Origin of the sequence: Streptacidiphilus anmyonensis (assembly GCF_000787855.1) — a bacterium.
GTDB lineage: Bacteria > Actinomycetota > Actinomycetes > Streptomycetales > Streptomycetaceae > Streptacidiphilus > Streptacidiphilus anmyonensis.
Map to the genome: position 1 here is coordinate 70,826 of NZ_BBPQ01000007.1, position 22,651 is coordinate 93,476.

Sequence of the window (22,651 nt, forward strand, 5' to 3'; positions counted from 1 at the left end):
TCAGTTCGCCGCGCGGCCGGAGACGGCGGGGGCGGTGGCGCGGGCGGCGCGCGGGGCGGCGAGCCCGAGGTGGTCGCGGAGCGTCCCGCCCTGGTACTCGGTGCGGAAGACCCCGCGTTCCTGGAGCAGCGGGACGACGGTGTCGGCGAACTCGTCGAGACCGCCCGGCGTGAGATGGGGCACGAGGATGAACCCGTCGGCGGCGTCGGTCTGCACGAACTCGTTCAGCGTCTCGGCCACCCGGGCGGGCGTGCCGATGAAGTTCTGACGGCCCGTCGTCTCGATGACGAGCTCCCGGATGGAGAGGTTCCCGGCCTCGGCCAGGGCGCGCCACTCGGCGGCGACGGCCAGTGGGTCGCGGTGCATCCGCACCGAGGCGCGGCCCTGCGCGACGGTGTGCTCGCCGAGGAGCGGGTCCACCTCCGGGAGCGGTCCGTCGGGGTCGTAGGCGCTGAGGTCGCGGTTCCACACCTGCTCCAGCAGCCTGATCGCGGTCTGGCCGCTGACCTGCTGACGTCGGATCAGGGCCGCCCTCTCCCGCGCCTCGGCGTCGGTGTCGCCGAGCACGAAGGTGACCCCGGGGAGGATCTTCAGCTCGTCGCGGGAACGGCCGTGACGCGCGAGCCGGCCCTTGACGTCGGCGTAGAAGGCACGGCCCGCCTCCAGGGTGCCGTGCCGGGTGAAGATGGCGTCGGCGGCCTCGGCGGCGAACTCCCGGCCCTCCTCGGAGTCGCCGGCCTGGAAGATCACCGGGCGGCCCTGCGGGCTGCGCGGCACGTCGAACCGCCCGGAGATGTCGAACTGGCGCACGTGGTGGTCGAACCGGCCCGGGTCGGGTTCCCGCAGGAAGACCCCGCTCTCCTGGTCCGCCACGATCTCGTCGCCCCGCCAGGAGTCGAACAGCTCAGCTGCCGCCGCGAGGAACTGGCGGGCCCGCTCGTAGCGGTCCTGCTGGGCCAGGAACCCGCCGCGGCGGAAGTTCTCTCCGGTGAACGCGTCCCAGGAGGTCACCACGTTCCAGGCCGCACGCCCGGCCGACAGGTGGTCGAGCGAGGCGAACTGCCGGGCCACCTCGTAGGGTTCGTTGAAGGTGGAGTTGATGGTCCCGGCGAGGCCGAGCCGGTCGGTGACGGCGGCCAGCGCGGCCAGGACCGTGAACGTGTCGGGGCGTCCCACCACGTCCAGGTCGTAGATCTCGCCGTTCTGCTCCCGCAGCCGCAGGCCCTCCGCGAGGAAGAGGAAGTCGAACCTGGCCCGCTCCGCGGTCTGCGCGAGGTGGACGAAGGACTGGAAGTCGATGTGGCTCCCGGCGGCCGGATCGCTCCAGACGGTGGTGTTGTTGACGCCGGGGAAGTGGGCGGCGAGGTGGATCTGCTTGAGGGGCTTGCTCATGGCGCGTGCGGTCCTTCCGGCTCAGGCGAGGGCGGCGGCGGTCGCGCCGACCGCGCCGGCGGTGGCGTAGCGGTTGGCGGGGCGGGGCAGGCCGAGCAGCCCGCGCAGCGTGGACGCCTCGTAGGCGGTGCGGAAGATCCCGCGGCGCTGGAGTTCGGGGACCAGGCCGCGGGTGATCTGCTCGAGGTCGTAGGGGAGCGCGCCGGGCCGCAGCCGGAAGCCGGTGAGTCCGGCGGCCTGCCATTCCTGCAACAGGTCGGCGAGTTCGGCAGGTGTGCCGGTGAAGACGCGGGCGTCGCCGGTGTACACCGCGCCGGCGCGCCGGTCCAGCCGGGCCTTGCACTCGGCGGCGGCGCCGGGGTCCTCGTCGAGGAAGACCAGCAGGTCGCCGAAGATGTGGACGGTCTCCTCCGCGCGGCCGGCCGCGGCCTGCGCGGCGCGGATCCCGGCGACGATCCGCCGCGCGTCCGCGGCGTCCCGTGGGGTGACGAACCCGAGGTCGGCCGAGCGCCCGACCAGTCGGTAGGGCTCGTCGCGGTGCGCCAGCGCGGCGACGATCGGCTGTCCCTGCGGCGGTCGTGGCGTGATGGACGGCCCGCGGACGCTGAACCTGCGGCCCTCGAAGTCGATGTGGTGCAGCTTGTCGCGGTCGACGAAGCGGCCGGTGGCGACGTCGCGGATCTCCGCGTCGTCCTCCCAGCTGTCCCAGAGCCGGCGCAGGACCTCGACGTAGTCCTCGGCCTCGCCGAAGAGGTCGGCGAGGAGCTCCAGCCCCACCGGGGTGTCGAAGTCCTCGATCCGCACCTCGGGCGCGGGACGGCGGCCGAAGTGCGCGGCCTCGTCGGCTCGCGCGGACACCTTCACCCGGACGCCGGCCCGGCCGGTGCTGACGTGGTCGAGGGTGGCGATCGCCTTGGAGAGGTGGAACGGCTCGGTGTGGGTGACCACGGCGGTCGGCACCAATCCGATGTGCCGGGTCAGCGGCGCGATCCTGGCGGCGGTCAGGACGGCGTCGAGCCGTCCGCGCACCTGGTCGGTCCGCTCGTCGGGTTCCAGGGGGTGGGCGGACTGCAGGCTGAGGGAGTCCTCGACGGTCACCAGGTCCAGCAGGCCGCGCTCGGCCTCGGCGACCAGGTCGGCCCAGAAGCGGGCGGTCAACAACTCGGCGGGCCGGGCGTCGTGCTCGCGCCAGGCGGCCGGGTGCCAGCCGGCGCCGTCCAGCGCGACGGCGAGGTGCAGCGGGGCATGGGGTTCGGGCATGGGGGACCGCTTCCTGTGCGGAGGGGTGTCACGGGCGAAGGGGAGCGGATCGCGGGCACACCGGACACCGACCACACACCCGCCGGCGTCAGGCCGGGCCGAGGCAGGGGCGGGGGCAGGGGTGAACGGGTGGCGAAGCGCCGGTCAGCAGGCGGCGTGCGGCGCGACGGAGCGCCGCACGAGGGCGTGCGTGGTTAGGCCGGACACAGCGCGGTGGTGACGCGCTGAAGGTCGATGTGGCGCCGCGAGGACAGGGTGGCGACCCGGCACTGGGCCTTGACGGGGACGACGCGCACGGACCGCTGAGGGGTCTGCTCCACTGCCGTCACCTCCCCCAGTCAGGACTTCTCGCTCACACTCGTGACCTGGCTGAACCGTAACCCGGTCCGGCGGTCCAAAACAATCCTGACGGCTCGGCACCGATCGTCCCGAGCCTGTTCCGGGCCCTGTGATCTCACGTCCTGGTCCGGTGTTGACACTCCTTGCGGAAGGCACCTAACTTCGTCCGCCAGAACGGTCATGAGCGTCAGCGACAAGCCCTGGCTTGCTGACCGGCAACCCTCCGACGCGGCGGGGTGCCCCAGGTGACGACCGGACCGAACGACGATCGGTAAGCGCGAGTACGAGGCCCGCTGGGCGGAACGGCGACGGTGACGCACATGTACGCAGGACCGGGGATGGCCGCCTGGCGGCGCCACGGCCGTGCGGCCGCGTACCTGGACCGCGTCGTCGACCTGCTCCGGGTCAGCAGTGCGCTCTGTCCGGGTCAGGGCCTCTGCCAGGTCTGACGGTCCGCTGAGACGCGCCTTCCACGGCGCGTCCCTTCCGCAGGCGTGCCTTCCGCGGCGCGTCCCTGCTCCCTGCCCCGCTCCTCGCTCACCGCACCCTGCCCTGTGCCGACTGCCTTGGCACCGGGCCCGTGCAGCATTCGCCGGAGTCCCGAAATGGCTGAATCCCTCGTCTCCGTCGTGCCCGAGGGCACGGCCGATCCGCCCATCACGCCGCCGTTGCAGGCCCAGCGCGTGATCCCGCTGCGGCATCCCGGGCGCTGGCTCACCAGCGTCCTGGTTCTCGTCCTCCTCGCCCAGGTCGTGCACGGGCTGGCGACCAACCCCTTCTACCAGTGGGACCGCTTCCAGTACTGGTTCGCCCGGCCGGTGATCACGAACGGCCTGGCGGTCACCCTGGAGGTGACCGCCTACAGCGCGGTTCTGGGCCTGCTGGGCGGCGTGCTGCTCGCGCTGGCCCGGCTCTCCCACAACCCCGTGCTGCGGGTGGCCAGTTGGTGCTACGTCTGGCTGTTCCGCTCCGTGCCGCTGATCGTGGTCCTGCTCTTCCTCTACAACTTCAGCGCCCTGTACCGCACGTTGAGCCTCGGCGTGCCGTTCGGGCCGGCGTTCTGGCACTTCGACGAGTCGAGGCTGGCCACCGACCTGGTCATCGCCGTCGTCGGGCTGAGCCTCAACGAAGCCGCCTACGCCGCGGAGGTGGTGCGCGCCGGCATCCTCTCCGTGGACCAGGGCCAGCACGAGGCCGCCGCCGCCCTCGGCCTGCCCAGGCGCTACCAGTTCACGCGGATCGTCCTCCCGCAGGCGCTGCGCGCCATCGTCCCCTCCTATGTCAACCAGCTGATCGGCCTGGTCAAGAGCACCTCGCTGGTCTTCTACGTCTCGCTGCTCGACCTTTTCGGCTCGGTCCAGAGCATGGGCAGCACCTATCCGGGCGACATCGTGCCGCTGCTGCTGGTCGCCACCGTCTGGTACGTGATCCTCACCAGCGTGATCTCCGTCGTCCAGTTCTACGTCGAGCGCCACTACGCACGCGGCGCGCTGCGGAGCCTGCCGCCCACTCCGGTGCAGCGCCTGCGCGCCACCGTTTCCGCGGCGCGGACCCGTGTCCGAAGGGAGGCCGCCGCATGAGCACGGTGAACTTCGAGTCCGAGCCCGCCGTCGACGTGGACGGGACGCCCGGCGCGATCGAGGTCCGTGACGTCCACAAGTGGTACGGGGCCCACCGGGTGCTCGACGGCGTGGACCTGACGGTCGCGCCGGGATCGGTCACCGTGATCATCGGTCCCTCCGGTTCCGGCAAGTCCACCCTGCTGCGCGTGATCAACCATCTGGAGCGCCCGCAGCTCGGGCACGTCAGTGTCAACGGCGAGCTCACCGGCGTGCGGTGGCACCGGGGTCGGCTGAAGGAGTTGAGCGAGCGTCAGATCCTGGCTCAGCGCAGCCGCGTCGGCTTCGTCTTCCAGCAGTTCAACCTGTTCCCGCACCTGACCGTGCTGGACAACGTGGCCGCCGCCCCGGTCGCGACCGGCCTGCTGGGCAGGCCCGAGGCGCAGCAGCTGGCACGCGTCCTGCTCGACCGGGTGGGGCTGGGCGACAAGTCCGGGGCCTATCCACGGCAGCTGTCCGGCGGCCAGCAGCAGCGGGTGGCGATCGCCCGCGCCCTCGCGCTGCGGCCGGGCGTCATCCTCTTCGACGAACCCACCTCGGCACTCGACCCCGAGCTGGTGGGGGAGGTGCTCGCCGTCATCAAGGCCCTCGCGGCGGGCGGCACCACCCTCGTCATCGTGACCCACGAGATCGGCTTCGCCCGCGAGGTGGCCGACAGCATCGTCTTCATGGACGGCGGCCGGATCGTCGAACAAGGCCCACCCGAGCAGGTGTTGGACGACCCGCAGCACCCGCGCACCCGGGAGTTCCTGAGCCGGGTGCTCTGATCCCCGCCTCCTCCCGTCCTGCTCTCCCCGTCTTCGACCAGTGAGGAACAGCCATGCCCAGCCTCCGCAGCAGCAGAGCCCCCCGCGGCCTGTCCGCGGGCGTCGTCGCCGCCACGCTCACCGTGGGCCTCGCCGCCTGCGGAGGAGCCGCCTCCGCCTCCTCCTCGGGGTCCGCCGGCAACGCCGCCTCGGGCGCGGTCACGGTCGCCGCGCTGTCCAACGGCGCCGGCACGCAGACCGACATCAAGGTCTCCGAGGTCCCCTCGCTCCACGCCGAACTGCCCGCGTCGATCGCGAAGAGCGGCCGGCTCGTCATCGGCGTCGGCGCACTGCCGGCCGGCTTCCCGCCGCTGGCCTTCGTCGGCAGCGACCAGCAGACCCTGACCGGATCGGAGCCCGACTTCGGTCGCCTGGTCGCCGCCGTCCTCGGCCTCGAGCCGGTGGTGACGGACGCGACCTGGGAGAACCTCTTCGTCGGCATCGACAGCGGCAGGACCGACGTCGGCTTCTCCAACATCACCGACACCGAGGAGCGCAAGAAGAAGTACGACTTCGCGTCCTACCGGGAGGACAACCTCGCCTTCGAGGTCCTCGCGAGCAGCACCTGGAACTTCGACGGCGACTACACCACCCTGGCCGGCCGGACCGTCGCGGTCAGCTCCGGCACCAACCAGGAGAAGATCCTGCTGGAGTGGCAGGCCGAGCTCAAGGCAGCGGGCAGGCAGCTCACCATCAAGTACTACCCGGACAACAACGCGGTCCACCTGGCGCTGCTCGGCGGGAAGATCGACGCCTACTTCGGCCCCAACCCCGGCATCGCCTACCAGATCGCCCAGGACGCCAGGACGCCCACCCCGACCCGCAACGCCGGCACCTACTCCGGAGCGGGCGCGAGCCTCCAGGGGCTGATCGCCGCGACCACCAGGAAGGGCGACGGGCTGGTCAAGCCGATCGCGGACGCCGTCAACTACCTGATCAGGAACGGTCAGTACGCCGAGTGGCTCCAGGCCTGGCACCTGTCGAACGAGGCGGTCGGCTCCTCGCGGGTGAACCCGCCGGGGCTGCCGCTCACCGACTCCTGACCGCCTCCCACCCCTTCAGCAGGGAGAACCCCGCCCCGTGTCCACCAGCGTCCGTCCACCGCAGTACCCGATCCCCGTCGCTCCGCCGCACGTCCTCGACAACCCCGTCTGGGCCGCACTGACCGGCCCGCACGTCCGGTTCGCCGAACGCCTCGGCCGCGCCGCCCGCTACCAGGCGGACGTCACGCCGTTCACCGCGCTCGCCGACCCGGCCGATCCGCGCGCCTGGGACGACCTCGCCGCCCTGGTCGGACCGGGCGCCGTCACGGCGGTCAACGGCGCTACCGTCCCGCCGGAGCAGTGGCAGATCGTGGAGTCCGGGCGCGGCGTCCAGTTGGTCGACTCCTCGCTGCGCGCCGAACCCGCCCCGGAGGCGGTCCGGCTCGGGCCCGACGACGTCCCCGAGATGCTCGACCTGGTCGCCCGCTCCCGTCCGGGACCGTTCCTGTCCCGCACCGTCGAACTCGGCGCCTATCTCGGGATCCGGCGCGACGGCCGACTCGTCGCCATGGCCGGCGAGCGCCTGCGCCCGCCGGGCTGGACCGAGATCAGCGCCGTCTGCACCGACCCGGACCACCGCGGGCAGGGCCTGGCCACGCGACTGGTCCGCGCCGTGGCGGCGGGGATCAGGCAACGCGGGGACATCCCCTTCCTCCACGCGGCCGCCACGAACACCGGCGCCGTCCGGCTCTACGAGTCCATCGGTTTCATCAGGCGCCGCCGCACGGCCTTCCTGCTGGTCCGTGCTCCAGGCGCCGCGCCGCAGGTCCGATAGGCGCACCGCAGGAGCAGGGCCCCGACCGCGTGGTCGGGGCCCTGCCGGGGCGCGTGCGGGCGGGGCCCGCGGTGCCTGCCGCCTACGGCAGGGCGAAGGTGGCGGTCACCGGGTAGTGGTCGCTGGGGGCGTTGGTGTCCAACTGGCCGCTGGTCCAGCCGGCCTGCGGGTCGAAGGCGATGCCGACGGTCGGCAGCGACGTGGGCACGGGGCGGGTGCCGTCGTTGAGGTATCCGAGGTAGTCCATGTCGTCCTGGAGGTCGGTCGGGAAGGACTCGACTCCCGCCATGTACTGGCACCAGGAGGAGATCGGGCAGTCCATGGTGGACAGGCCCTGGTTCGGGTCCAGGGCCGGGCTGCCGAGCACGCCGCCCGCGGCGTTCTGGGCGTTGGCGTAGTCGCCGCGCGAGGCGCCGCCGTAGTACTCGACGTTGAGGTCGCCGCCGATGAGAACCGGGGCGGAGGTGCCGACGATGCCGTTGACCCAGCTCTTGATCTCGCCGAGCTGCGCCAGACGGGTCTTCTCCGTGGTGTTCGTCGAGGTGCCGGACTGGTCGGCCTGGAGGTGCGTGCCGACCACCCACGCGGTGGTGCCGTCGACGTTCAGCTTGACCAGGTCGGCGCCCTTGTTGGCCTCGTAGTCCCAGGTGCCGAAGGTGGAGTTCTTGAAGACGTGGGCGTACTGCGCCTGGATCGGGTACTTGGACAGGATCATCGTGCCGCCGTTGATGACGAACGGGGAGTTCGAGCAGTCGCCGCTGATGCCCGTCCAGCCGCCCCCGGAGCAGGTCAGGCCGACGACCGGGGTGGCGTAGGGGTACAGGTCGTGCAGGGCGGCGGGGATCTGCTTGTCCGAGGTGTCGTTGAACGCCTCGTCGAGGATGACCACGTCCGCGTCGTGCTTGCGGATGACGGACTCGATGACGGGGGTGCGGCCGGCCGCGTTCTCGCTCTCGGTCGAGTCGACGATGGTGGTGGCCAGGTCGATGTTCCACGCGAAGACCGACAGCTGGGCGGGCGCGGCGGTGCTCGCCGCGGTGGCGGCGTGGACGGGCGCGGCGACGGCCCCGGTGAGCGCGAGCGCGGCGATGAGCGGGTAGGCCGATCGGCGCGCGGCCTGGCGGTGAAGCACGTGGACTCCTGGGGATCGAATGGGCCGCACCTACGGGCAGGCACGGCGGTTGAGTCGCGCAACTTGTCCGGACAAGTGGTCGAGCGCCTGTGAGCGTAGGAGGGCTCCGGGCGAGTGCGCAATACTCGTGGGTAGCTGTTTGAGGAACAATCAATGTCCTTTTGTTTCTTGGCATTTGAACCTCTGAGCAGGCTCTGGGTGAGCACTTTGCGGGCCTGTGGGCGGGCTGTGCGCAAGCCCTGCCCTCGGTGGCTTTGGTTATCGCATTCGCAGATGAGCATCATCTTCGATCATCTCTCTCCTATGGGAAAGAACGGTCCGGCTCCCGCGTTCTTCATGACAGGCGGTGAACGAAGGCCCGGCTCCCCGTCGGAGTCGGCGCCGCCGCGGCCGTCCTCGGCATCGCCCACCTGATCGGCATCCGCCCACCCATCACCCATCACCCATCCCTTCACTCAGGGAGGAACGACCATGCGTACCACCACGCAGACGACCGCCACCGTCGCCGTTCTCGGCACCGGCGTCATGGGGGCGCCCATCGCCCGGAACCTGCTCCGCGCCGGGTATCCGGTGCGGGTGTGGAACCGGTCGCCGGGCAAGGCCGAGGCGCTCGCCACGTTGGGCGCGCGGATCGCGTCCTCGCCGGCCGAGGCGGCCTCGGACGCCGACTTCCTGATCACCATGCTCACGGACGGCGACGCCGTCGAGACCACCATGACCGGCTCGGAAGGCGCCCTGGCGGCACTCCCCGCCGACGCCGTCTGGGTCCAGATGAGCACCGTCGGCGTCGGCGCGACGGAGCGCCTCGCGGCGCTGGCGCGGGGACGCGTCGCGTTCGTCGACGCGCCCGTCTCGGGCAGCTCGGAGCCGGCCGAACGCGGTGAGCTGCTGATCCTCGCCTCCGGCGATCGCGCGCTGCACACGCGCGTGCAACCGCTGTTCGACGTGCTCGGTCGGCGGACGCTCTGGCTGGACCGGGTCGGTGACGGCAGCTCGCTCAAGCTCGCGCTGAACAACTGGCTCGCCGTGCTGGTGGAGGGGATGGCCGAGACCCTGAGCCTCACCGAGGCCCTCGGCCTGGACCCCGCCCTCCTGCTCGCGACCCTGGCCGAGAGCCCGCTGGGCTCGGCCTACGCCACGGCCAAGGGCCGGGCCATGGTGGAGCGGGACTTCACACCGGGCTTCCCGCTGCGGCACGCGGACAAGGACGCGGCCCTCGTCCTGCAGGCCGCCGAGCGGCTGGGGCACGACCTGCCGCTGACCGGCGCCCTGCTCAAGCGGTGGGACGAAGCCATCTCCGCAGGCCACGCGGAGGACGACGTGGCGGCGGCCGTCACGGCGGCCTGACGCCGGCACTGCGCAAGACTTTGATGCTGGACGGAAAATCAGAGATATTCTGTTGCAACATCACGACAGGCATCGCTAGCGTGACCGTCCATGAGGAGAGCCGCCTGATGCCGCCGCAGCCCCTGGTCACCGCGCGCCGGCTGCGCAAGGTCTACGGCAAGCCCGGCGCACGGGAGTTCACCGCCGTCGACGGCATCGACTTCGAGGTGCGTCGCGGCGAGGCATTCGGGCTGCTCGGAGCCAACGGCGCCGGCAAGTCGTCGACGATGCGCATGATCGCCTGCGTGTCGCCGGTCAGCGGCGGCGACCTGACCATCCTGGGGCGCGACGCCGCCACCGACGGTCCCGCGATCCGTGCCCGGCTCGGCGTGGTCCCCCAGGACGACACCGTGGACACGGAACTGACGGTGCGGGAGAACCTGCTGATCTACGGCCGGTACTTCGGCCTGTCGAAGGTGGAGGTGCGCCGCCGAGCCGCCGAGCTGCTGGAGTTCGCCCGCCTGACCGAGAAGGCCGACGAGTCGGTCGGCGCCCTGTCCGGCGGCATGCGACGCCGCCTCACCATCGCCCGCGCGCTGGTCAACAGCCCCGACATCGTGCTGCTGGACGAGCCGACGACCGGGCTCGACCCGCAGGCCAGACACCTGCTGTGGGAGCGGCTGTTCCAACTCAAGCGCGAGGGCGTCACCCTCCTGCTGACCACCCACTACATGGACGAGGCCGAGCAGTTGTGCGACCGGCTCGTGGTCATGGACTCCGGCAGGATCGTCGCCGAGGGCGCCCCCGCGGAGCTGATCTCCCGCTACACCACCCGTGAGGTGGTCGAACTGCGCCTGACCGACGGGGACCGGGCGACCTACGGGGACGAACTCCGCTCCCTGGTCGCCCGCTTCGAGGACCTGGCCGACCGGCTGCTGCTCTACACCGACGACGGCGAGGACGTCCTCTCCCGGGCGCACGCCACCGGGGCGCGCCCGATCACCGCCCTGGTGCGACGCTCCACCCTCGAGGACGTCTTCCTCACGCTGACCGGCCGCTCCCTCGTCGACTGAATCCCCGTCGTCCGTCAACCGTCGCGAGGACCGATGCCTGAGAGAACCGTCACCGGTGCCGCGCCCGCCCTCCGTGAGCTCGGCTACTGGCTCCACCGCTACCGGCGGATCTGGCGCGGCACCGTGGTGATCAGCGTGGCCAATCCGCTGCTGTTCCTGACCGCGCTCGGCGCGGGTCTGGGCAAGCTGATCAACACCCGAACGGCGGCCGCCCTGCACGGGACGCCGTATCTGCACTTCGTGCTGCCGGGCCTGCTGGCCGCGGCCGCCATGCAGACCACCTACGTGGAGGCCGCCGGGCCGGTCCTGCAGTCCGTGCGCACCCGCGGCAACTACCGGGCGGCGGCCACGACGCCGCTCGACCCCACCGACATCCTCTACGGCCACCTGCTGTTCATCCTGCTGCGGGTCACCATGACCGGGGCGATGTTCGCGCTCGTCGGAGCCGCCTTCGGCACCGTCGGCGCGACCCGCGCGCTGCTCCTGGCGCCCTGCACGACCCTGATCGGCCTGGCCTTCGCCACACCCGTCGCGGCCTGGGCCGTCACCGTCAGCCGTCCCGCCTCGCTCACCATGATGATGCGCTTCGCGATCCTGCCGCTCTACATGTTCTCCGGGACCTTCTTCCCCACCACGGGGCTCCCCGGCCCGCTGCGGGACCTGGCCGAGGCGACGCCGCTGTGGCACGGCGTGGAGCTGTGCCGCAGCCTCGCGCTGGGCACCGCGACCGCGGCGGCCACCGCCGTCCACGTCGGCTACCTGGCGGCGATGGCGGCCGTCGGCCTGTGGGCCGCCCGCCGCAGCTACCGGCGCGTCCTGCACGCGTGAACCCCGCCGTCCCGGAAGAAGCCTGAACCTGAACCCACCCGTCCCGGAAAGGCAGCACCCCCATGACGGCCGCCGTCGACCTGCCCACCCCGACCCTGTCCGGCCGACCGCCCGCCCGTTCGGGCGGGGCGCGCGCCATGGTCCTGCGCAACGTGATGATCTACCGTCACACCTGGCCGCTGCTCGCGGCCGAGGTCTTCGAGCCGGTGCTCTACCTGGTCAGCTTCGGCATCGGCATCGGCGCGCTGGTCGGCCACGTCCCCGGCACGGCGGGCACGGGCGAGGGCGCGGTGCGCTACCCGCAGTTCGTCGCACCCGCGCTGCTGGCCACGGCCGCCATGAACGGGGCGATGAACGAGACCACCTTCAACATGTTCGGCAAGCTGCGCACCGACCGCACCTACGAGTCGATCCTCACCACACCGATGACGGTGTGGGACGTCGCCCTCGGCGAGACCTGCTGGGCGCTGCTGCGCGGCGCCCTGGTGACGGCGGGCTTCCTGCTCGTCGTCCTCGCGCTGGGCCTGGTCGGCAGCGCCTGGGCCCTGCTGGTCCTGCCCAGCGCCCTGCTGATCGGCTTCGCCTTCGCCTCGCTGGGCCTGCTGGTGGTCACCCTGCTGCGCAACTGGCAGGACTTCCAGCTGATCCAGCTGGTGATGCTGCCGATGTTCCTGTTCGCCACGACCTTCTATCCGCTGGGCGTGTACCCGCGCCCGGTGCAGCTGCTGGTCGAGTGCCTGCCGCTGTACCAGAGCATCGAATTGCTGCGGCAGCCGTTCCTGGGACAGGTCGGACCGGCCCTGCTCGTGCCGGCCGCCTACCTGCTCGTGTTCGGGACCGCCAGCCTCGCCGTCGCGCTGCGCCGCCTGGAGACCACCCTGCGCGGCTGAGCGTCCGCGCCCGCCCGACGATCGAGCCGGTTGACCCTGACGCGGCGTCATGCCGGACAGTCGACGACGTGGAAGAGCACCTGACCGTGGGACGGGCAGCGGAGCTGACGGGCGTGACCGTCCGCACGCTGCATCACTACGACCGGATCGGCCTCGTGCGCCCGTCCGCGCGGACGGTGGCCGGGTACCGCGCCTACTCGACGGACGACGTGGAGCGGCTGCGGGAGGTGCTCGCCTACCGGCGGCTGGGCTTCGGGCTGCGCGAGATCGCCGACCTGGTGGACGACCCGGCCACGGACGCCGTCGCGCACCTGCGCCGGCTGCGTCGCCTGATGCCGCGGACCGGTCCTTCGATGTCGCGATGGCGGTCAGCACCGTCCACCACTGGTCGGACCCGGTCGCGGGGTTGCGCGAGATGCGGCGGGTGGCCCGCCGCGTGGTGGTGTTCACCTACGACGCCAGTGCCCCCGGGTGGCTCGACCGCTTCTGGCTGACCCGCGACTACCTGCCCGAGTTCGCGGACCTCCTCGCCGACTGGCCTTCCCTCGCCGACCTGACGCACGCGATCGGCGGCCGTGCGGAGCCGGTGCTCGTCCCGTGGGACTGCGCCGACGGCCTCTCCGAGGCCTACTGGCGGCGTCCCGAGGCGTACCTGGAGGAGCACGTCCGTCGTGCGGTCTCGATCTGGACCAGGGTCGGGCCGGAGGCCGAGCAGCGGGCGGTGAAGCTGCTGCGCGACGACCTCTCCTCGGGCCGGTGGGCCGAGAGCAACCGCGACCTCCTCGCCCTCGACGCGGCGGAACTCGGCCTGCGCCTGCTCGTCGCCTGAGCGCTGCCGCCCTCCACCGGCCCCGCGCTCGTGGGCGGCTCGGAGGGATGCTGGATGATGGAGGCGGACAGGACGGTCCAAGCGGACGACATCGAGGGGCGCAGCAGTGGCGGACGGCGTATCCATGGGACCGGGGTCGGTCCGGGCTGGCGAGTCGGAGGCCGCCGCGGCCGTTGCCGCGCCTGCGGCCGAGGAGGCCCGGGGCTCCCTGCGCCGCAGGCTGGGCGGGGGAGTGGTCCTGCTCGTGCTGACCCTCCTGTTCGCTCTGCCCTGGAGCACGCTCTTCGTCCTGGGCGTCGACTGGCCGTTCCCCGTCTTCCTGGCTGGCACTCTGCTCTTCGCCGCGGGCCTGGTCTCCTTTCCGTTCCTGATGGCCGCGGGCCACGGCCGTCGGCGGAACGACCGCGCCTCGCGGATCGCGGACAGCATGCTCGGGATCGTCTGGGTGCTCTTCACCTGGTCCGTCCTGGGCGGCCTGGCCCACCTGGTGCTGGTCGCGCTCGGCGAGGGCGGGGTCGGCCAGGCCCGGGGGGTCGCCGTCGCCGTCGCCGCGGTCTCGGCCGCGCTGCTGGCCTGGGGGCACTACGAGGCGATGCGGGTGCCGCGGGTGAAGCGGGTCGAGGTCGGCGTTCCGCGTCTCGGCGCGGGGCTGGACGGCACGCGCGTCGTGGTGCTCGCCGACACCCACTACGGTCCGATCGACCGGGCCCGCTGGTCGGCCGGCGTCACGGAGGCGGTGAACGCGCTCGACGCGGACATCGTGATCCACGCCGGTGACATCGCGGACGGCACCCCCGCCCAGCGCCGGGAGCAGTCCGAGCCCCTGGGGTCGGTGCGCGCACGGCTCGCCAAGGTCTACGTGACCGGCAACCACGAGTACTTCAGCGAGGCCCAGGGCTGGCTCGACCGGATGACCGAGCTCGGCTGGGAGTCGCTGCACAACCGCCACCTGGTCGTGGAACGCGGCGGCGACCGGCTCGTGCTGGCGGGTGTCGACGACGTGACCGCCGAGTCCTCCGGCCTGGCCGGGCACCGCGCGAACCTGCTGGGCGCACTGGCGGGGGCGGACGGCGACCAGCCGGTCCTGCTGGTCGCCCACCAGCCCAAGTACGTGGCCCAGGCGGCCGCCGCGGGCATCGACCTCCAGGTCTCGGGGCACACCCACGGCGGCCAGATCTGGCCGTTCAACTTCCTCGTCCGCGTTGACCAGCCGGTCGTGAGCGGCCTGAGCCGCCACGGGGAGCGGACGCAGCTCTACACCAGCCGGGGCACCGGGTTCTGGGGGCCGCCCTTCCGGGTCTTCGCGCCGAGCGAGATCACCCTGCTCACCCTGCGGGCGGCGGGGTAGCCCGGTCCGGTCTCAACGGCCTTGCAGGGATTTGACGTTGTCGCCGAAGGTCCAGCCCAGTGAGCCGTCCCAGTTGATCGACCAGGTCATCAGCCCCTTCAGGGATCCGCCGAACGCGTTCCACGCCTGGCCGACCAGGCCGGGGGCCATGTAGCCGCCGCCCGCGCCGGACTGGGCCGGCAGCCCCGGCACCTGCTTGTCGTAGGGCACCTTCACGGTGGTGCCCTGCACGGTCAGGCCGTTGTTCAGGCACGTGGTCTGCGCGGTGAAGCCCTGCACGGTGCCGGCCTGGTAGGAGTCGCCGGAGCAGCCGTACATGCTGCCGTTGTAGTACTGCATGTTCAGCCACCACAGCTGCCCGTTGTCGGCGTACTTCTTGACGATCGGGAGGTACGCGCCCCAGATCGACCCGTAGGTGACGCTCCCGCCGGTGACGTACGCGGTCTCGGGGGCCATCGTCAGCCCGAAGCCGGCGGGCATCTGGGCCAGCACGCCGTCGATGATGCGCTCCAGGTTCGCCTGGGAGGTGGACAGCGTGTTGATGTTGCCGCTTCCGGTCAGGCCGGTCTCGATGTCGATGTCGATCCCGTCGAAGTTGTACTCCTTGAGGATCGGGACGATCGTCGCCACGAACCGGTCGGCGACGGTGCTGGAGCTCAGGTCGATGCCTGCGCTGGCCCCGCCGATCGACATCAGGATCGTCGCGCCGGCGGCCTTGGCCTGGCACATCTCGGCGGGCGTCGCGACCTTGACGCCTGTGTCCATGCCGTCCTGCCACTCGGCGGTGCCGTCCGAGAGGATCACCGGGAAGGCGGCGTTGATGACGTTGTAGCCGTGCGCCGCGATCCGGCTGTCGGTGATGGGGATCCACCCCAGGCCCGGGTGGACGCCGTTCAGCGCGCCGTCCCAGTTCTCCCAGTACCCCTGGAGCACCTTGCCCGCCGGCCTCGGCTTGGTGGGGCAGGTGGCGCCCGTCGGCGTGCCGGTGGGCGACGCGGTGGGCGTGCCGGTCGGCGAACTGCTGGCCGTGGGCGAGGTGCTGGCGCTCGGCGAACTGCTAGCGCTCGGCGAACTGCTGGCGCTGGGGGAGGAGCTGGGGGAGGGGCTGCCGGCCGGACCGGTGAGTGACACGTCGTCCGCGTCGTAGGCGGGCTGTCCGTACCAGCCGTGCAGGTAGACCGTCACCGAGGTGGTGCTCGGCCCGGTGGTGAAGGAGACGCTGAGCTGGCTGTACGAGGGGCTGTTCGGCGTCCAGGTGGACGGGTCGCTGCTGCCGCCGGTGCCGGTGGCGCCCAGGTAGACGTAGCTGCCCTGGACGTACGCGCTCAGCGTGTAGGCAGAGCCGGGCTGCACGCTGACGGTCTGGCTGCACTGGGCGTCGTCCTGGCCGGCGGGCGTGGCCTGGAGGGCCGAACTCCCGGAGTGGACCGGACTGCTGACGACCTGGCCGGAGCCGGCCGAGCAGGTCCAGCCGGAGAGTCCGTTCTCGAACCCGGGGTCGGCCACCAGGTTGGCGGTGGCGGCCCCGGCCGTGACGGAACCGGTCACGGCGAGGCAGGCGCCGACGAACGCCGCGGCGCTCACCGCCGCGAGTACGTGCCGTGCGGTCGCCCTCTGCGGACGGAACATGTGGTGCTCCCTTCCCGCCGAACGCCATGGGCATGACTGGCGCGTGGGGGCATGGCGCCCGGCTCCGGATGAGGTGGGGACAGGTGGGGCTGTGCCGGACCGGATCGTAGGAGGACCGCCACGGCCCGTCAATAGGTCTGGACCAATGCGCGCTCTCGGCGCCGTCGGCTACCCTGCGGCTGCCGACCGTGCGACGCGCCGCCGTGTCGGCCAGGGGGAAGGAAACTCGTGTCGAACCTACCGTTCGTGGCCCCGGTCGTGGTCGCCGTCATGGCGGCCGCCCGCGCGGCCGGCAGGAAGAGAGGGGCCGCGCGCAACGCCGGGCCGAAGCCGGTGTCGATCCAGCACGACTTCGGGGATCCGGAGCTCGCGGCGCTGCGGGTGGCGGTCCGTCAGGGGGACTGGGACGCCGCGGCTGCGGTCCTGCAGCCGTGCCGGGACCGGGGCGACCACAGCCGACTGATCTGGATGATCAGCTGCGTCGACGAGCTCGGCGGCAACTTCCTGCTCGACATCGGCCGCCTTCGCCCCCAGGACCCCTTGGCACGAACGCTCTCCGGGGCACGGCACATCGCATGGGCGTGGGAGGCGCGGTCAGGTCTGCCGGCCTCACGGGTCGGCGAGGGGCAGTTCCAGCTGTTCCACGAGCGCCTGCGTCTCGCCGAGGAGCACCTGTACGCGGCCGCGGAGTCGGACCCCGAGTCGGCCGCGCCGTGGTCCTCGCTGACCACCGCGTCCCGTGGACTGGAGCACGGGCCGGACGTGACGCGGCGTCGCTTCGAGGCCGGGGTCCGCCGCGCGCCCACGAGCGCGGTGCTGCACGCGGAGATGCTCCAGCAGCTCTGTCCGAAGTGGGGCGGCTCGCACGAGGAGATGCACGGCTTCGCCCGCGAGCTGCTCGCAAAAGCTCCTCCCGGCAGCCCGCTGGGCGCGCTGACCGCAGCCGCGCACATCGAGCACTGGCGCGGCCTGCCGCAGGCGGAACGCGCCGCGTACATGTGTTCCCCCGACGTGGTCGACGAGCTGTGTCGGGCCGCCGACGCCTCGGTGCTGCACCCGGACTTCGCGCCCGGCGAGTCGCCCTACCCCGCCCTCAACGTCTTCGCGATGGCGTTCTGGCTCGCGGGCGACGCGACCCGCGCGCGTCCGCTGTTCGAGCGCATCGGCGACCACCCGACCCGATCGCCGTGGACGTACTGCGGGAACCCCGGGCTGGTGTTCGCCAAGGCGCGCCAGGAGACCAGGAAGGCCAGGAGGGCCAGGACGCTGAGGACACCCAAGCGACCGAAGGCGGAGCAGGTGGTCGCCGGCAGTGGCGGCCGTCCGGGATGACGGCTCGTCAATGCCCGCCCGGGGCATCGAGGAAGCGGTGGAGGGAGGACGTCATCGCGGCGACGAACGCGTCGCGGGTGCGGTCCGGGAGGAGGTCCAGGGAGAGGTAGGGGTTGAGGTCCTCGAGCTCGACCAGCAGCAGTTCGCCGTCCTGGTCGCGGCAGGCGTCCACGCGCTGGATGCCGTGGTCGAGGGTGTTCCAGTCGACGAAGCGGCGGGCGAAGGCCAGGTCGGCCTCGGTCGGTTCGTAGGGTTCCAGCGCCCAGCGGCGCGCGGGGTCGGGGGCGTGGAGGGCGTACTGGCAGGTGTCGTCGACGAAGTAGAACGACACCTCGTAGCGGAAGTGGATCCGCGGCTGGACCAGGATGTCGCCGTACGCCAGGTCGGCCAGCCGCTCGGGCGGCAGGACGCGCAGTCCGATCGAGTCCGCGCCCGCCTTCGGCTTGACCACGTACGCCGACGCCTCGGGCAGGGCGCCCAGATCCTGCGGGCGGTCGACGGTGGGGATGACGGGATACCCGGCGGCCGTCAGGTCCAGCAGGTACTGCTTGCCGGCCATGTCCCCGCGCCCGGTGAGCGGGTTGTAGACCCGGGTCCCGCGCGCGGCCGCCTGCTTCCGGAACGCGTCGTACTGCGCCTGGTAGTGCAGCACCGGGCCGCTGTTGCGCACGACCACGGCGGTGAACGCGTCCGACAGCGCTGCGGCGTCCAGCGGGTGGCACAGGGCGAGGTCGAAGTCGTCCCGCAGCCGTGAGGTCAGGAAGATGTCCTCGTCGCAGTAGCGCCGCCCCCGTGCCTGGTAGGCGAGGTCCGTCACGAACAGGACGCGGGGGCGGGTCGGCATGGTGCACACCTCTCGGATCGGTGGCGGCCAACCTACAGGGTCAGTCCCTGCGGAGCGCCACTCAGCCGAGCTCCAGGCCCTCTCCTTCCGTCAGAGTGACCAGCTCGGCCCCGGTGCCGGGGCCGCCGGGGCCGACCAGGCGGGTGTGCACGGCGAAGCCCGCCGGGCTCAGCACCGCGTCGTGCACGGGCACCGCCTGCCGGGGCCCCGCCGCGCGCACGTAGTCGATCGTCTCGGAGACCTTGCTCCAGGGCGCGGCGATGGGCAGCAGCAGGGTGTCGACGGGGCGCGGCGGCACGGTGAAGGCGTCGCCGGGGTGGAACAGCCGGCCGCCGAGGAGGAAGCCCACGTTCCTCACCTGCGGGATCTCCGGGTGGATGACCGCGTGCCACTCGCCGTGCACGCTCACCTCGAGACCGTTGACGTCGAAGGCGTCGCCCTCGCCGACCACGGTGACGCGCCGCGCCTGGCCGTCGAGTTGGGCGGCCACCGCGCTGTTGGTCCAGACCCGCAGGCCGGGGTCGGCCTCGAGCGCGGCCCGCAGCCGCCCCTCCTCGAAGTGGTCGACGTGTTCGTGCGTGATCAGGACGGCGTCGGCCCCGTCCAGCGCGGCCGGGTCGGTGAAGACCCCGGGGTCGATGACGACGGTGGTGCCGTCGTGCTCAAGGCGGATGCAGGCGTGTCCGAACTTGGTGATCCTCATGTCGAAGACAATACAGCATGGCTGTACAGCATCGCTGTATTTATTTTCGGTACACTGCTCACGTGAACAGTTCCGCTCCCGCAGCTGCGCCTGCTCCCGAGACCCTCGACCTCGCCGCCGAGCTGCGCGCCGCCGTCGGCGAGCTGGTCCGCTCGCTGCGCCCGGACGACGCCCTGCCGCAGAACCAGGCCGGCGTGCTCGGCCTGCTGGTCCGGGAGGAGCACCCCCGCACCGTCGCCGAGCTGGCCGACCGCCAGCGCGTGCGTCACCAGTCGATGGCGCGCACCGTCGCGCTGATGACCGAGGCCGGTCTGGTCGTCCTCCAGCCCCATCCGACCGACGGGCGCAAGCAGTTGGTCACCGCGACCGAGGCCGGCCGCACCGCCCTGTCCGAGCAGCGCGCCCGCCGTGAGACCCGGATCGCCACCGCCATCGAGGCCCGGCTGACCCCCGAGGAGCAGCAGACCCTGCGGGAGGGCGTCGAACTGCTCAAGCGCCTGCGCTGAGTCCGCGAAGGAGACGTGGACGTGGGGGCGTGGGGTCGTTGAACCCACCTGCGCCCGGGTGCGTATCCCGGAGCAGGACCCCGCCTTTCGGCGGACCGACCGCTTCGCAGCAGGTGTCGCGGTGGTCCCATCGGAAGAAGATCGTCATGAACCGACTCCTCGCCTTCCCGGCCGTCGCCGTCGCCGTCGCGGCCCTGGCTGTCGGCTGCAGCTCCAGCACCAAGAACGCGGTCTCCACACCCGCCTCCAGCGGGGGGTCGACCTCGGCCCCGGCGTCGGCCTCCACCGCCGCGCTGCACACCGCGAACTCGAAGTACGGACAGATCCTGGTCGACAGCTCCGGCCACACCCTGTACCTGCTGACCGCGGACGCCCCTTCGAAATCCACCTGCTACGGCGACTGCGCGTCCTTCTGGCCGCCGGACCACTCGACCGGCATGCCGACCGACAGCGGCGTCAACGCCTCCATGGTCGGCACGACCGCCCGCACCGACCACACGACGCAGGTCACCTACAACGGTCACCCGCTCTACACGTTCGTCAAGGACGCCAAGGCCGGCGACGTGACCGGCGAGGGCATCACGAACTTCGGCGGCACCTGGTACGTGGTCGGCGTCGACGGCAACGCCATCACCAGTGCTCCCGCCGCCCCGGCCCCGAGCTCCTCGCCCAGCGGCTCGGGCGGCGGGTACGGCTACTGAGGGCCAGGCACGACGGCTGGTCGCGAGGGCAGGGCGCGAGGGCGGGGCGCGAGGGTCAGGGCTGCGGCACGGGCAGCGGGGCGCTGACCGTGGCGGGCACTCCGTCCGGCCGGTCGCCGGTGTAGTGGAGCGTCACGTGCGTGTACGCGGCCGGGCCGGATCCGGCGCTCGCGCTCCGCGGCTCGTCGAGCGTGACGGTCACCGGGTAGCCGTGGAAGCGGCCGGCAGCGCAGTTCGGCTGGCAGTCGTTCGCGTTGTCGGTCGCGGTCGCCGTGGCGCTGTCCGCGGTCCAGGCGGTCCAGTGGATGCCGGTGAGGTAGTTGTTGCCGTCGCCGCAGGCCAGGAGGTAGGTCCCCGGCTGCGTCTGCGCCTGGCCCTGGCAGTCGAGGACGACCGTGTCGGCGGTCTGCGCGGTGGTGCGCGGCGAGCTGGTCGCGGCGGTCGCGGGGATCGCGGCGGCGGTCGCGGCGGCTGCGGTGCACAGCAGGGCCGTGCCGATCTTGGTGAGAGTGCGCATTGGCCTGCTCCCTCGTGTGGTGCGTGAGGTGGGCTTGTTTGCGGCGCACCGTGGGTGGTGCCGCGCCATGTGCGCGCTGAGGCTCTGCGTAGCCGGGTTCAGGTCCGGCGTTGCCCGTCCGGACAACATACGGGTCTTTTGTGGCGAACGCCACAAACACCTGTTCTGTCTCTCAATGTGACCGAACGGGGCAACTTGTCGGATTTGAGTAGTTGCGCTGGGTAGCGGCTGCGGTCGGGCGACGGCGAGGCGACCGTCAGGCGACCGGAGGCCGGAGTTCGCGCTGTATGTTGATCAAGGAAAGGGAAGGCTCAGCCGCACTGGCCGCTGTGCGGCCCGGTCACGGTGTCGTCCGACTGCTGGAGGGTGGGCGCGTTGCCCGCGCAGCGCAGCGGCGCGTCGACCCGGTCCCCCTCGAACTCCGGAACGAGATCCTCGGGCAGCAGGCCGCTGCCGCTGTTGTCGTCGATCGTCACGGGGGCCGACATCGTGCCGGAGGAGACCTCGAGGCCGCCGGAGTTGCCCTGGAGGGTCAGCGGGCTCTTGAAGTCGTCGCCCGCGCAGCCCGCGCTCCCGTCGCCGTCGCCCAGCAGCACGTAGCCGACGGTGCCCGCGACGGTCACCGGGGCGTCGAGGGTCGAGCCGCAGACGGTGACAGCGAGCGCGCCCGCGGCGGACACCGGGCCGTCGACGCGCGCCCCCGACACCGCCACTGCGCCGCCGGGCCGCACCACCAACGGGCCGTGCTGCGTGGCGCCGGGGGCCAGGCACAGCGACTCGCCGGCGGCCACGGTGAGCGGGCCGTCGTGGTCGGTGAGGCAGGGCCTGCTGAAGCCGACGGTGAAGGTGGTGAGGCCCGTCGGCGTCGTCGGGGTGCCCGGAGCGCTCGGGGCGAAGTCGGGGTCGCCGCTGTAGGTGGCGGTGATCGTGTGTGGTCCGGGCTGGAACCCGGCCGTGCCGAAGGTCGCCCGGCCGTCGTCGAGCGGAACGGTGACCAGGGTGGTCGTCCCCTCGGAGAAGGTGACCGACCCCGTCGGGGTGCCGGCGTCCGGGTTGCCCGAGGCCACCACCGCGGTCAGCTCGACGGGGTGGCCGAACAGCGGGGTCGCGGTGTCCGTGTCCAGCGTCACCGAGGTCCCGTACCGGAACGAGACGACGGCCTCGCCGTCGCCGTGGCGGACGCCCTGGAGCAGGGCGACGCCGGTCGCCGACGGCTCGGCGTAGCTGCTGCCGCCGCCTCCGCCCGCGCCCGGGAAGTAGCCCGGGTTGCCGCCGCCGGAGCCGCCGCCACCGCCGTGCCACCCGCCACCGCCGCCCCCGCCGCCGGGGCCGCCCGCACCGCCGTTGCCACCGGTGCCGCCGCTGCCGGGGTTGGGCTGGCTGGTGATGGGGTCCAGGTCGATGCCGGGCGTGCCCGGGCCTCCGTTCAGCGTGTTGGGGTTGCCGTGTCCGGCCGCGTCCTGGCTGCCGCCGCCACCCGCGAGCCCCGAGCCCGGCGGGCCGTCGCTCTGGCCGCCGTCCTGGCCGATCTCGCCGCCCCCGGCCCCGCCCTGGAGTTCGGGCCCGCCGTTGCCGGCGCCCCCGCCGCCGCCCGCCACCAGGACGCGGTCCGCGCCGCCGAAGGCGCCGACCCGGACGTCCGAACCGCCGCCGCCCGATCCGCCGCCGCCGTGCGCACCGCCGCCGCCACTGCCGTGCCCGGTCCCGCCCGGCCGGGCGAACTGACCGTGCTGGGACGAGCCGGGGACGCCGCCCGCGC

At 72.4% G+C, this 22,651-nt stretch carries 22 protein-coding genes, 1 pseudogene and 1 riboswitch; of the genes and pseudogenes, 14 read left to right on the top strand and 9 right to left on the bottom strand.

The features are described from left to right. The 3 genes from TR50_RS10085 to TR50_RS49695 form a co-directional block, all read right to left on the bottom strand. On the bottom strand, positions 1 to 1,392 hold the full coding sequence (locus tag TR50_RS10085) for an NtaA/DmoA family FMN-dependent monooxygenase (RefSeq protein ID WP_042417999.1): 1,392 nt from the start codon (positions 1,390 to 1,392) through the stop codon (positions 1 to 3). Between the two features lie 21 nt (positions 1,393 to 1,413). Next, a complete protein-coding gene (locus tag TR50_RS10090) occupies positions 1,414 to 2,652 on the bottom strand; it encodes an LLM class flavin-dependent oxidoreductase (protein WP_042418002.1) in 1,239 nt (412 codons plus the stop codon). A gap of 194 nt (positions 2,653 to 2,846) precedes the next feature. Further along, positions 2,847 to 2,972, bottom strand: a complete 126-nt coding sequence (locus tag TR50_RS49695) for a putative leader peptide (protein WP_269084786.1) — start codon at positions 2,970 to 2,972, stop codon at positions 2,847 to 2,849. A gap of 195 nt (positions 2,973 to 3,167) precedes the next feature. Continuing rightward, a riboswitch (SAM riboswitch) is annotated at positions 3,168 to 3,275 on the top strand. 36 nt (positions 3,276 to 3,311) lie between these two features. Between TR50_RS49695 and TR50_RS49700 the strand changes: the two genes are divergently transcribed. The 5 genes from TR50_RS49700 (at position 3,312) to TR50_RS10110 (ending at position 7,234) form a co-directional block, all read left to right on the top strand. Then, complete coding sequence (locus TR50_RS49700) at positions 3,312 to 3,440, top strand: hypothetical protein (protein WP_269084787.1); 129 nt, start codon at positions 3,312 to 3,314, stop codon at positions 3,438 to 3,440. Between the two features lie 156 nt (positions 3,441 to 3,596). Continuing rightward, the gene (locus tag TR50_RS10095; RefSeq protein ID WP_042418006.1) at positions 3,597 to 4,571 is read left to right on the top strand and encodes an amino acid ABC transporter permease; all 975 of its coding nucleotides are present in this window, start codon (positions 3,597 to 3,599) and stop codon (positions 4,569 to 4,571) included. Then, the gene (locus tag TR50_RS10100) at positions 4,568 to 5,377 is read left to right on the top strand and encodes an amino acid ABC transporter ATP-binding protein (RefSeq protein WP_042418009.1); all 810 of its coding nucleotides are present in this window, start codon (positions 4,568 to 4,570) and stop codon (positions 5,375 to 5,377) included. The genes TR50_RS10095 and TR50_RS10100 overlap by 4 nt, the downstream gene beginning before the upstream one ends. A gap of 53 nt (positions 5,378 to 5,430) precedes the next feature. Next, entirely contained in the window at positions 5,431 to 6,459 is a 1,029-nt protein-coding gene (locus TR50_RS10105) for a transporter substrate-binding domain-containing protein (RefSeq protein WP_042418012.1), read from the top strand. A gap of 37 nt (positions 6,460 to 6,496) precedes the next feature. Further along, the gene (locus TR50_RS10110; protein WP_042418016.1) at positions 6,497 to 7,234 is read left to right on the top strand and encodes a GNAT family N-acetyltransferase; all 738 of its coding nucleotides are present in this window, start codon (positions 6,497 to 6,499) and stop codon (positions 7,232 to 7,234) included. A gap of 82 nt (positions 7,235 to 7,316) precedes the next feature. Here the strand turns inward: TR50_RS10110 and TR50_RS10115 are convergent, their stop codons facing one another. Continuing rightward, positions 7,317 to 8,366, bottom strand: coding sequence for a sphingomyelin phosphodiesterase (locus TR50_RS10115; protein WP_042418019.1), 1,050 nt, complete (start codon positions 8,364 to 8,366; stop codon positions 7,317 to 7,319). Between the two features lie 471 nt (positions 8,367 to 8,837). Here TR50_RS10115 and TR50_RS10120 point away from each other — a divergent pair, with 471 nt between their 5' ends. From TR50_RS10120 to TR50_RS10145, 6 genes and pseudogenes are all read left to right on the top strand, one after another. Further along, positions 8,838 to 9,713, top strand: a complete 876-nt coding sequence (locus tag TR50_RS10120) for an NAD(P)-dependent oxidoreductase (RefSeq protein ID WP_042418022.1) — start codon at positions 8,838 to 8,840, stop codon at positions 9,711 to 9,713. A gap of 107 nt (positions 9,714 to 9,820) precedes the next feature. After that, complete coding sequence (locus TR50_RS10125; protein WP_042418025.1) at positions 9,821 to 10,765, top strand: ABC transporter ATP-binding protein; 945 nt, start codon at positions 9,821 to 9,823, stop codon at positions 10,763 to 10,765. A 33-nt stretch (positions 10,766 to 10,798) separates the two neighbouring features. Next, a complete protein-coding gene (locus TR50_RS10130; protein WP_042418027.1) occupies positions 10,799 to 11,593 on the top strand; it encodes an ABC transporter permease in 795 nt (264 codons plus the stop codon). A gap of 62 nt (positions 11,594 to 11,655) precedes the next feature. Next, positions 11,656 to 12,483 carry an ABC transporter permease gene (locus TR50_RS10135; protein ID WP_042418029.1) on the top strand — a complete coding sequence of 276 codons (828 nt, stop codon included), beginning with the start codon at positions 11,656 to 11,658 and terminating at the stop codon, positions 12,481 to 12,483. A gap of 86 nt (positions 12,484 to 12,569) precedes the next feature. Further along, a pseudogene (locus tag TR50_RS10140) lies at positions 12,570 to 13,312 on the top strand (MerR family transcriptional regulator). Between the two features lie 124 nt (positions 13,313 to 13,436). Then, on the top strand, positions 13,437 to 14,660 hold the full coding sequence (locus tag TR50_RS10145) for a metallophosphoesterase (protein WP_042418031.1): 1,224 nt from the start codon (positions 13,437 to 13,439) through the stop codon (positions 14,658 to 14,660). A gap of 12 nt (positions 14,661 to 14,672) precedes the next feature. On the opposite strand, the gene TR50_RS10150 is transcribed toward TR50_RS10145, so the two are convergent. Then, the gene (locus tag TR50_RS10150) at positions 14,673 to 16,289 is read right to left on the bottom strand and encodes a carbohydrate binding domain-containing protein (protein WP_042418034.1); all 1,617 of its coding nucleotides are present in this window, start codon (positions 16,287 to 16,289) and stop codon (positions 14,673 to 14,675) included. A 228-nt stretch (positions 16,290 to 16,517) separates the two neighbouring features. Between TR50_RS10150 and TR50_RS10155 the strand changes: the two genes are divergently transcribed. Beyond that, entirely contained in the window at positions 16,518 to 17,621 is a 1,104-nt protein-coding gene (locus TR50_RS10155) for a hypothetical protein (protein ID WP_052440895.1), read from the top strand. A gap of 7 nt (positions 17,622 to 17,628) precedes the next feature. Here TR50_RS10155 and TR50_RS10160 read toward each other — a convergent pair whose 3' ends face one another. Both TR50_RS10160 and TR50_RS10165 read right to left on the bottom strand, forming a co-directional pair. Beyond that, entirely contained in the window at positions 17,629 to 18,465 is an 837-nt protein-coding gene (locus TR50_RS10160) for an ATP-grasp domain-containing protein (RefSeq protein ID WP_042418036.1), read from the bottom strand. A 61-nt stretch (positions 18,466 to 18,526) separates the two neighbouring features. After that, positions 18,527 to 19,168, bottom strand: coding sequence for an MBL fold metallo-hydrolase (locus TR50_RS10165; RefSeq protein WP_042418038.1), 642 nt, complete (start codon positions 19,166 to 19,168; stop codon positions 18,527 to 18,529). A 62-nt stretch (positions 19,169 to 19,230) separates the two neighbouring features. On the opposite strand from TR50_RS10165, the gene TR50_RS10170 reads away from it, so the two are divergent. Continuing rightward, entirely contained in the window at positions 19,231 to 19,674 is a 444-nt protein-coding gene (locus tag TR50_RS10170; RefSeq protein ID WP_042418041.1) for a MarR family winged helix-turn-helix transcriptional regulator, read from the top strand. 146 nt (positions 19,675 to 19,820) lie between these two features. Beyond that, on the top strand, positions 19,821 to 20,375 hold the full coding sequence (locus TR50_RS10175) for a COG4315 family predicted lipoprotein (RefSeq protein WP_042418043.1): 555 nt from the start codon (positions 19,821 to 19,823) through the stop codon (positions 20,373 to 20,375). A gap of 55 nt (positions 20,376 to 20,430) precedes the next feature. Here the strand turns inward: TR50_RS10175 and TR50_RS10180 are convergent, their stop codons facing one another. Next, a complete protein-coding gene (locus TR50_RS10180; RefSeq protein WP_042418045.1) occupies positions 20,431 to 20,892 on the bottom strand; it encodes a hypothetical protein in 462 nt (153 codons plus the stop codon). Between the two features lie 311 nt (positions 20,893 to 21,203). Continuing rightward, positions 21,204 to 22,651, bottom strand: a 1,448-nt coding sequence (locus TR50_RS49705; RefSeq protein ID WP_160311101.1) for an Ig-like domain-containing protein, incomplete at its 5' end; no start/stop codon positions are given.

Coding starts and splice junctions, on each gene's coding strand:
- TR50_RS10085 (WP_042417999.1), bottom strand. CDS start 1,392: ATGAGCAAGCCCCTCAAGCAGATCCACCTCGCCGCCCACTTCCCCGGC.
- TR50_RS10090 (WP_042418002.1), bottom strand. CDS start 2,652: ATGCCCGAACCCCATGCCCCGCTGCACCTCGCCGTCGCGCTGGACGGC.
- TR50_RS49700 (WP_269084787.1), top strand. CDS start 3,312: ATGTACGCAGGACCGGGGATGGCCGCCTGGCGGCGCCACGGCCGTGCG.
- TR50_RS10095 (WP_042418006.1), top strand. CDS start 3,597: ATGGCTGAATCCCTCGTCTCCGTCGTGCCCGAGGGCACGGCCGATCCG.
- TR50_RS10100 (WP_042418009.1), top strand. CDS start 4,568: ATGAGCACGGTGAACTTCGAGTCCGAGCCCGCCGTCGACGTGGACGGG.
- TR50_RS10105 (WP_042418012.1), top strand. CDS start 5,431: ATGCCCAGCCTCCGCAGCAGCAGAGCCCCCCGCGGCCTGTCCGCGGGC.
- TR50_RS10120 (WP_042418022.1), top strand. CDS start 8,838: ATGCGTACCACCACGCAGACGACCGCCACCGTCGCCGTTCTCGGCACC.
- TR50_RS10125 (WP_042418025.1), top strand. CDS start 9,821: ATGCCGCCGCAGCCCCTGGTCACCGCGCGCCGGCTGCGCAAGGTCTAC.
- TR50_RS10130 (WP_042418027.1), top strand. CDS start 10,799: ATGCCTGAGAGAACCGTCACCGGTGCCGCGCCCGCCCTCCGTGAGCTC.
- TR50_RS10135 (WP_042418029.1), top strand. CDS start 11,656: ATGACGGCCGCCGTCGACCTGCCCACCCCGACCCTGTCCGGCCGACCG.
- TR50_RS10145 (WP_042418031.1), top strand. CDS start 13,437: ATGGGACCGGGGTCGGTCCGGGCTGGCGAGTCGGAGGCCGCCGCGGCC.
- TR50_RS10150 (WP_042418034.1), bottom strand. CDS start 16,289: ATGTTCCGTCCGCAGAGGGCGACCGCACGGCACGTACTCGCGGCGGTG.
- TR50_RS10160 (WP_042418036.1), bottom strand. CDS start 18,465: ATGCCGACCCGCCCCCGCGTCCTGTTCGTGACGGACCTCGCCTACCAG.
- TR50_RS10165 (WP_042418038.1), bottom strand. CDS start 19,168: ATGAGGATCACCAAGTTCGGACACGCCTGCATCCGCCTTGAGCACGAC.
- TR50_RS10175 (WP_042418043.1), top strand. CDS start 19,821: ATGAACCGACTCCTCGCCTTCCCGGCCGTCGCCGTCGCCGTCGCGGCC.
- TR50_RS10180 (WP_042418045.1), bottom strand. CDS start 20,892: ATGCGCACTCTCACCAAGATCGGCACGGCCCTGCTGTGCACCGCAGCC.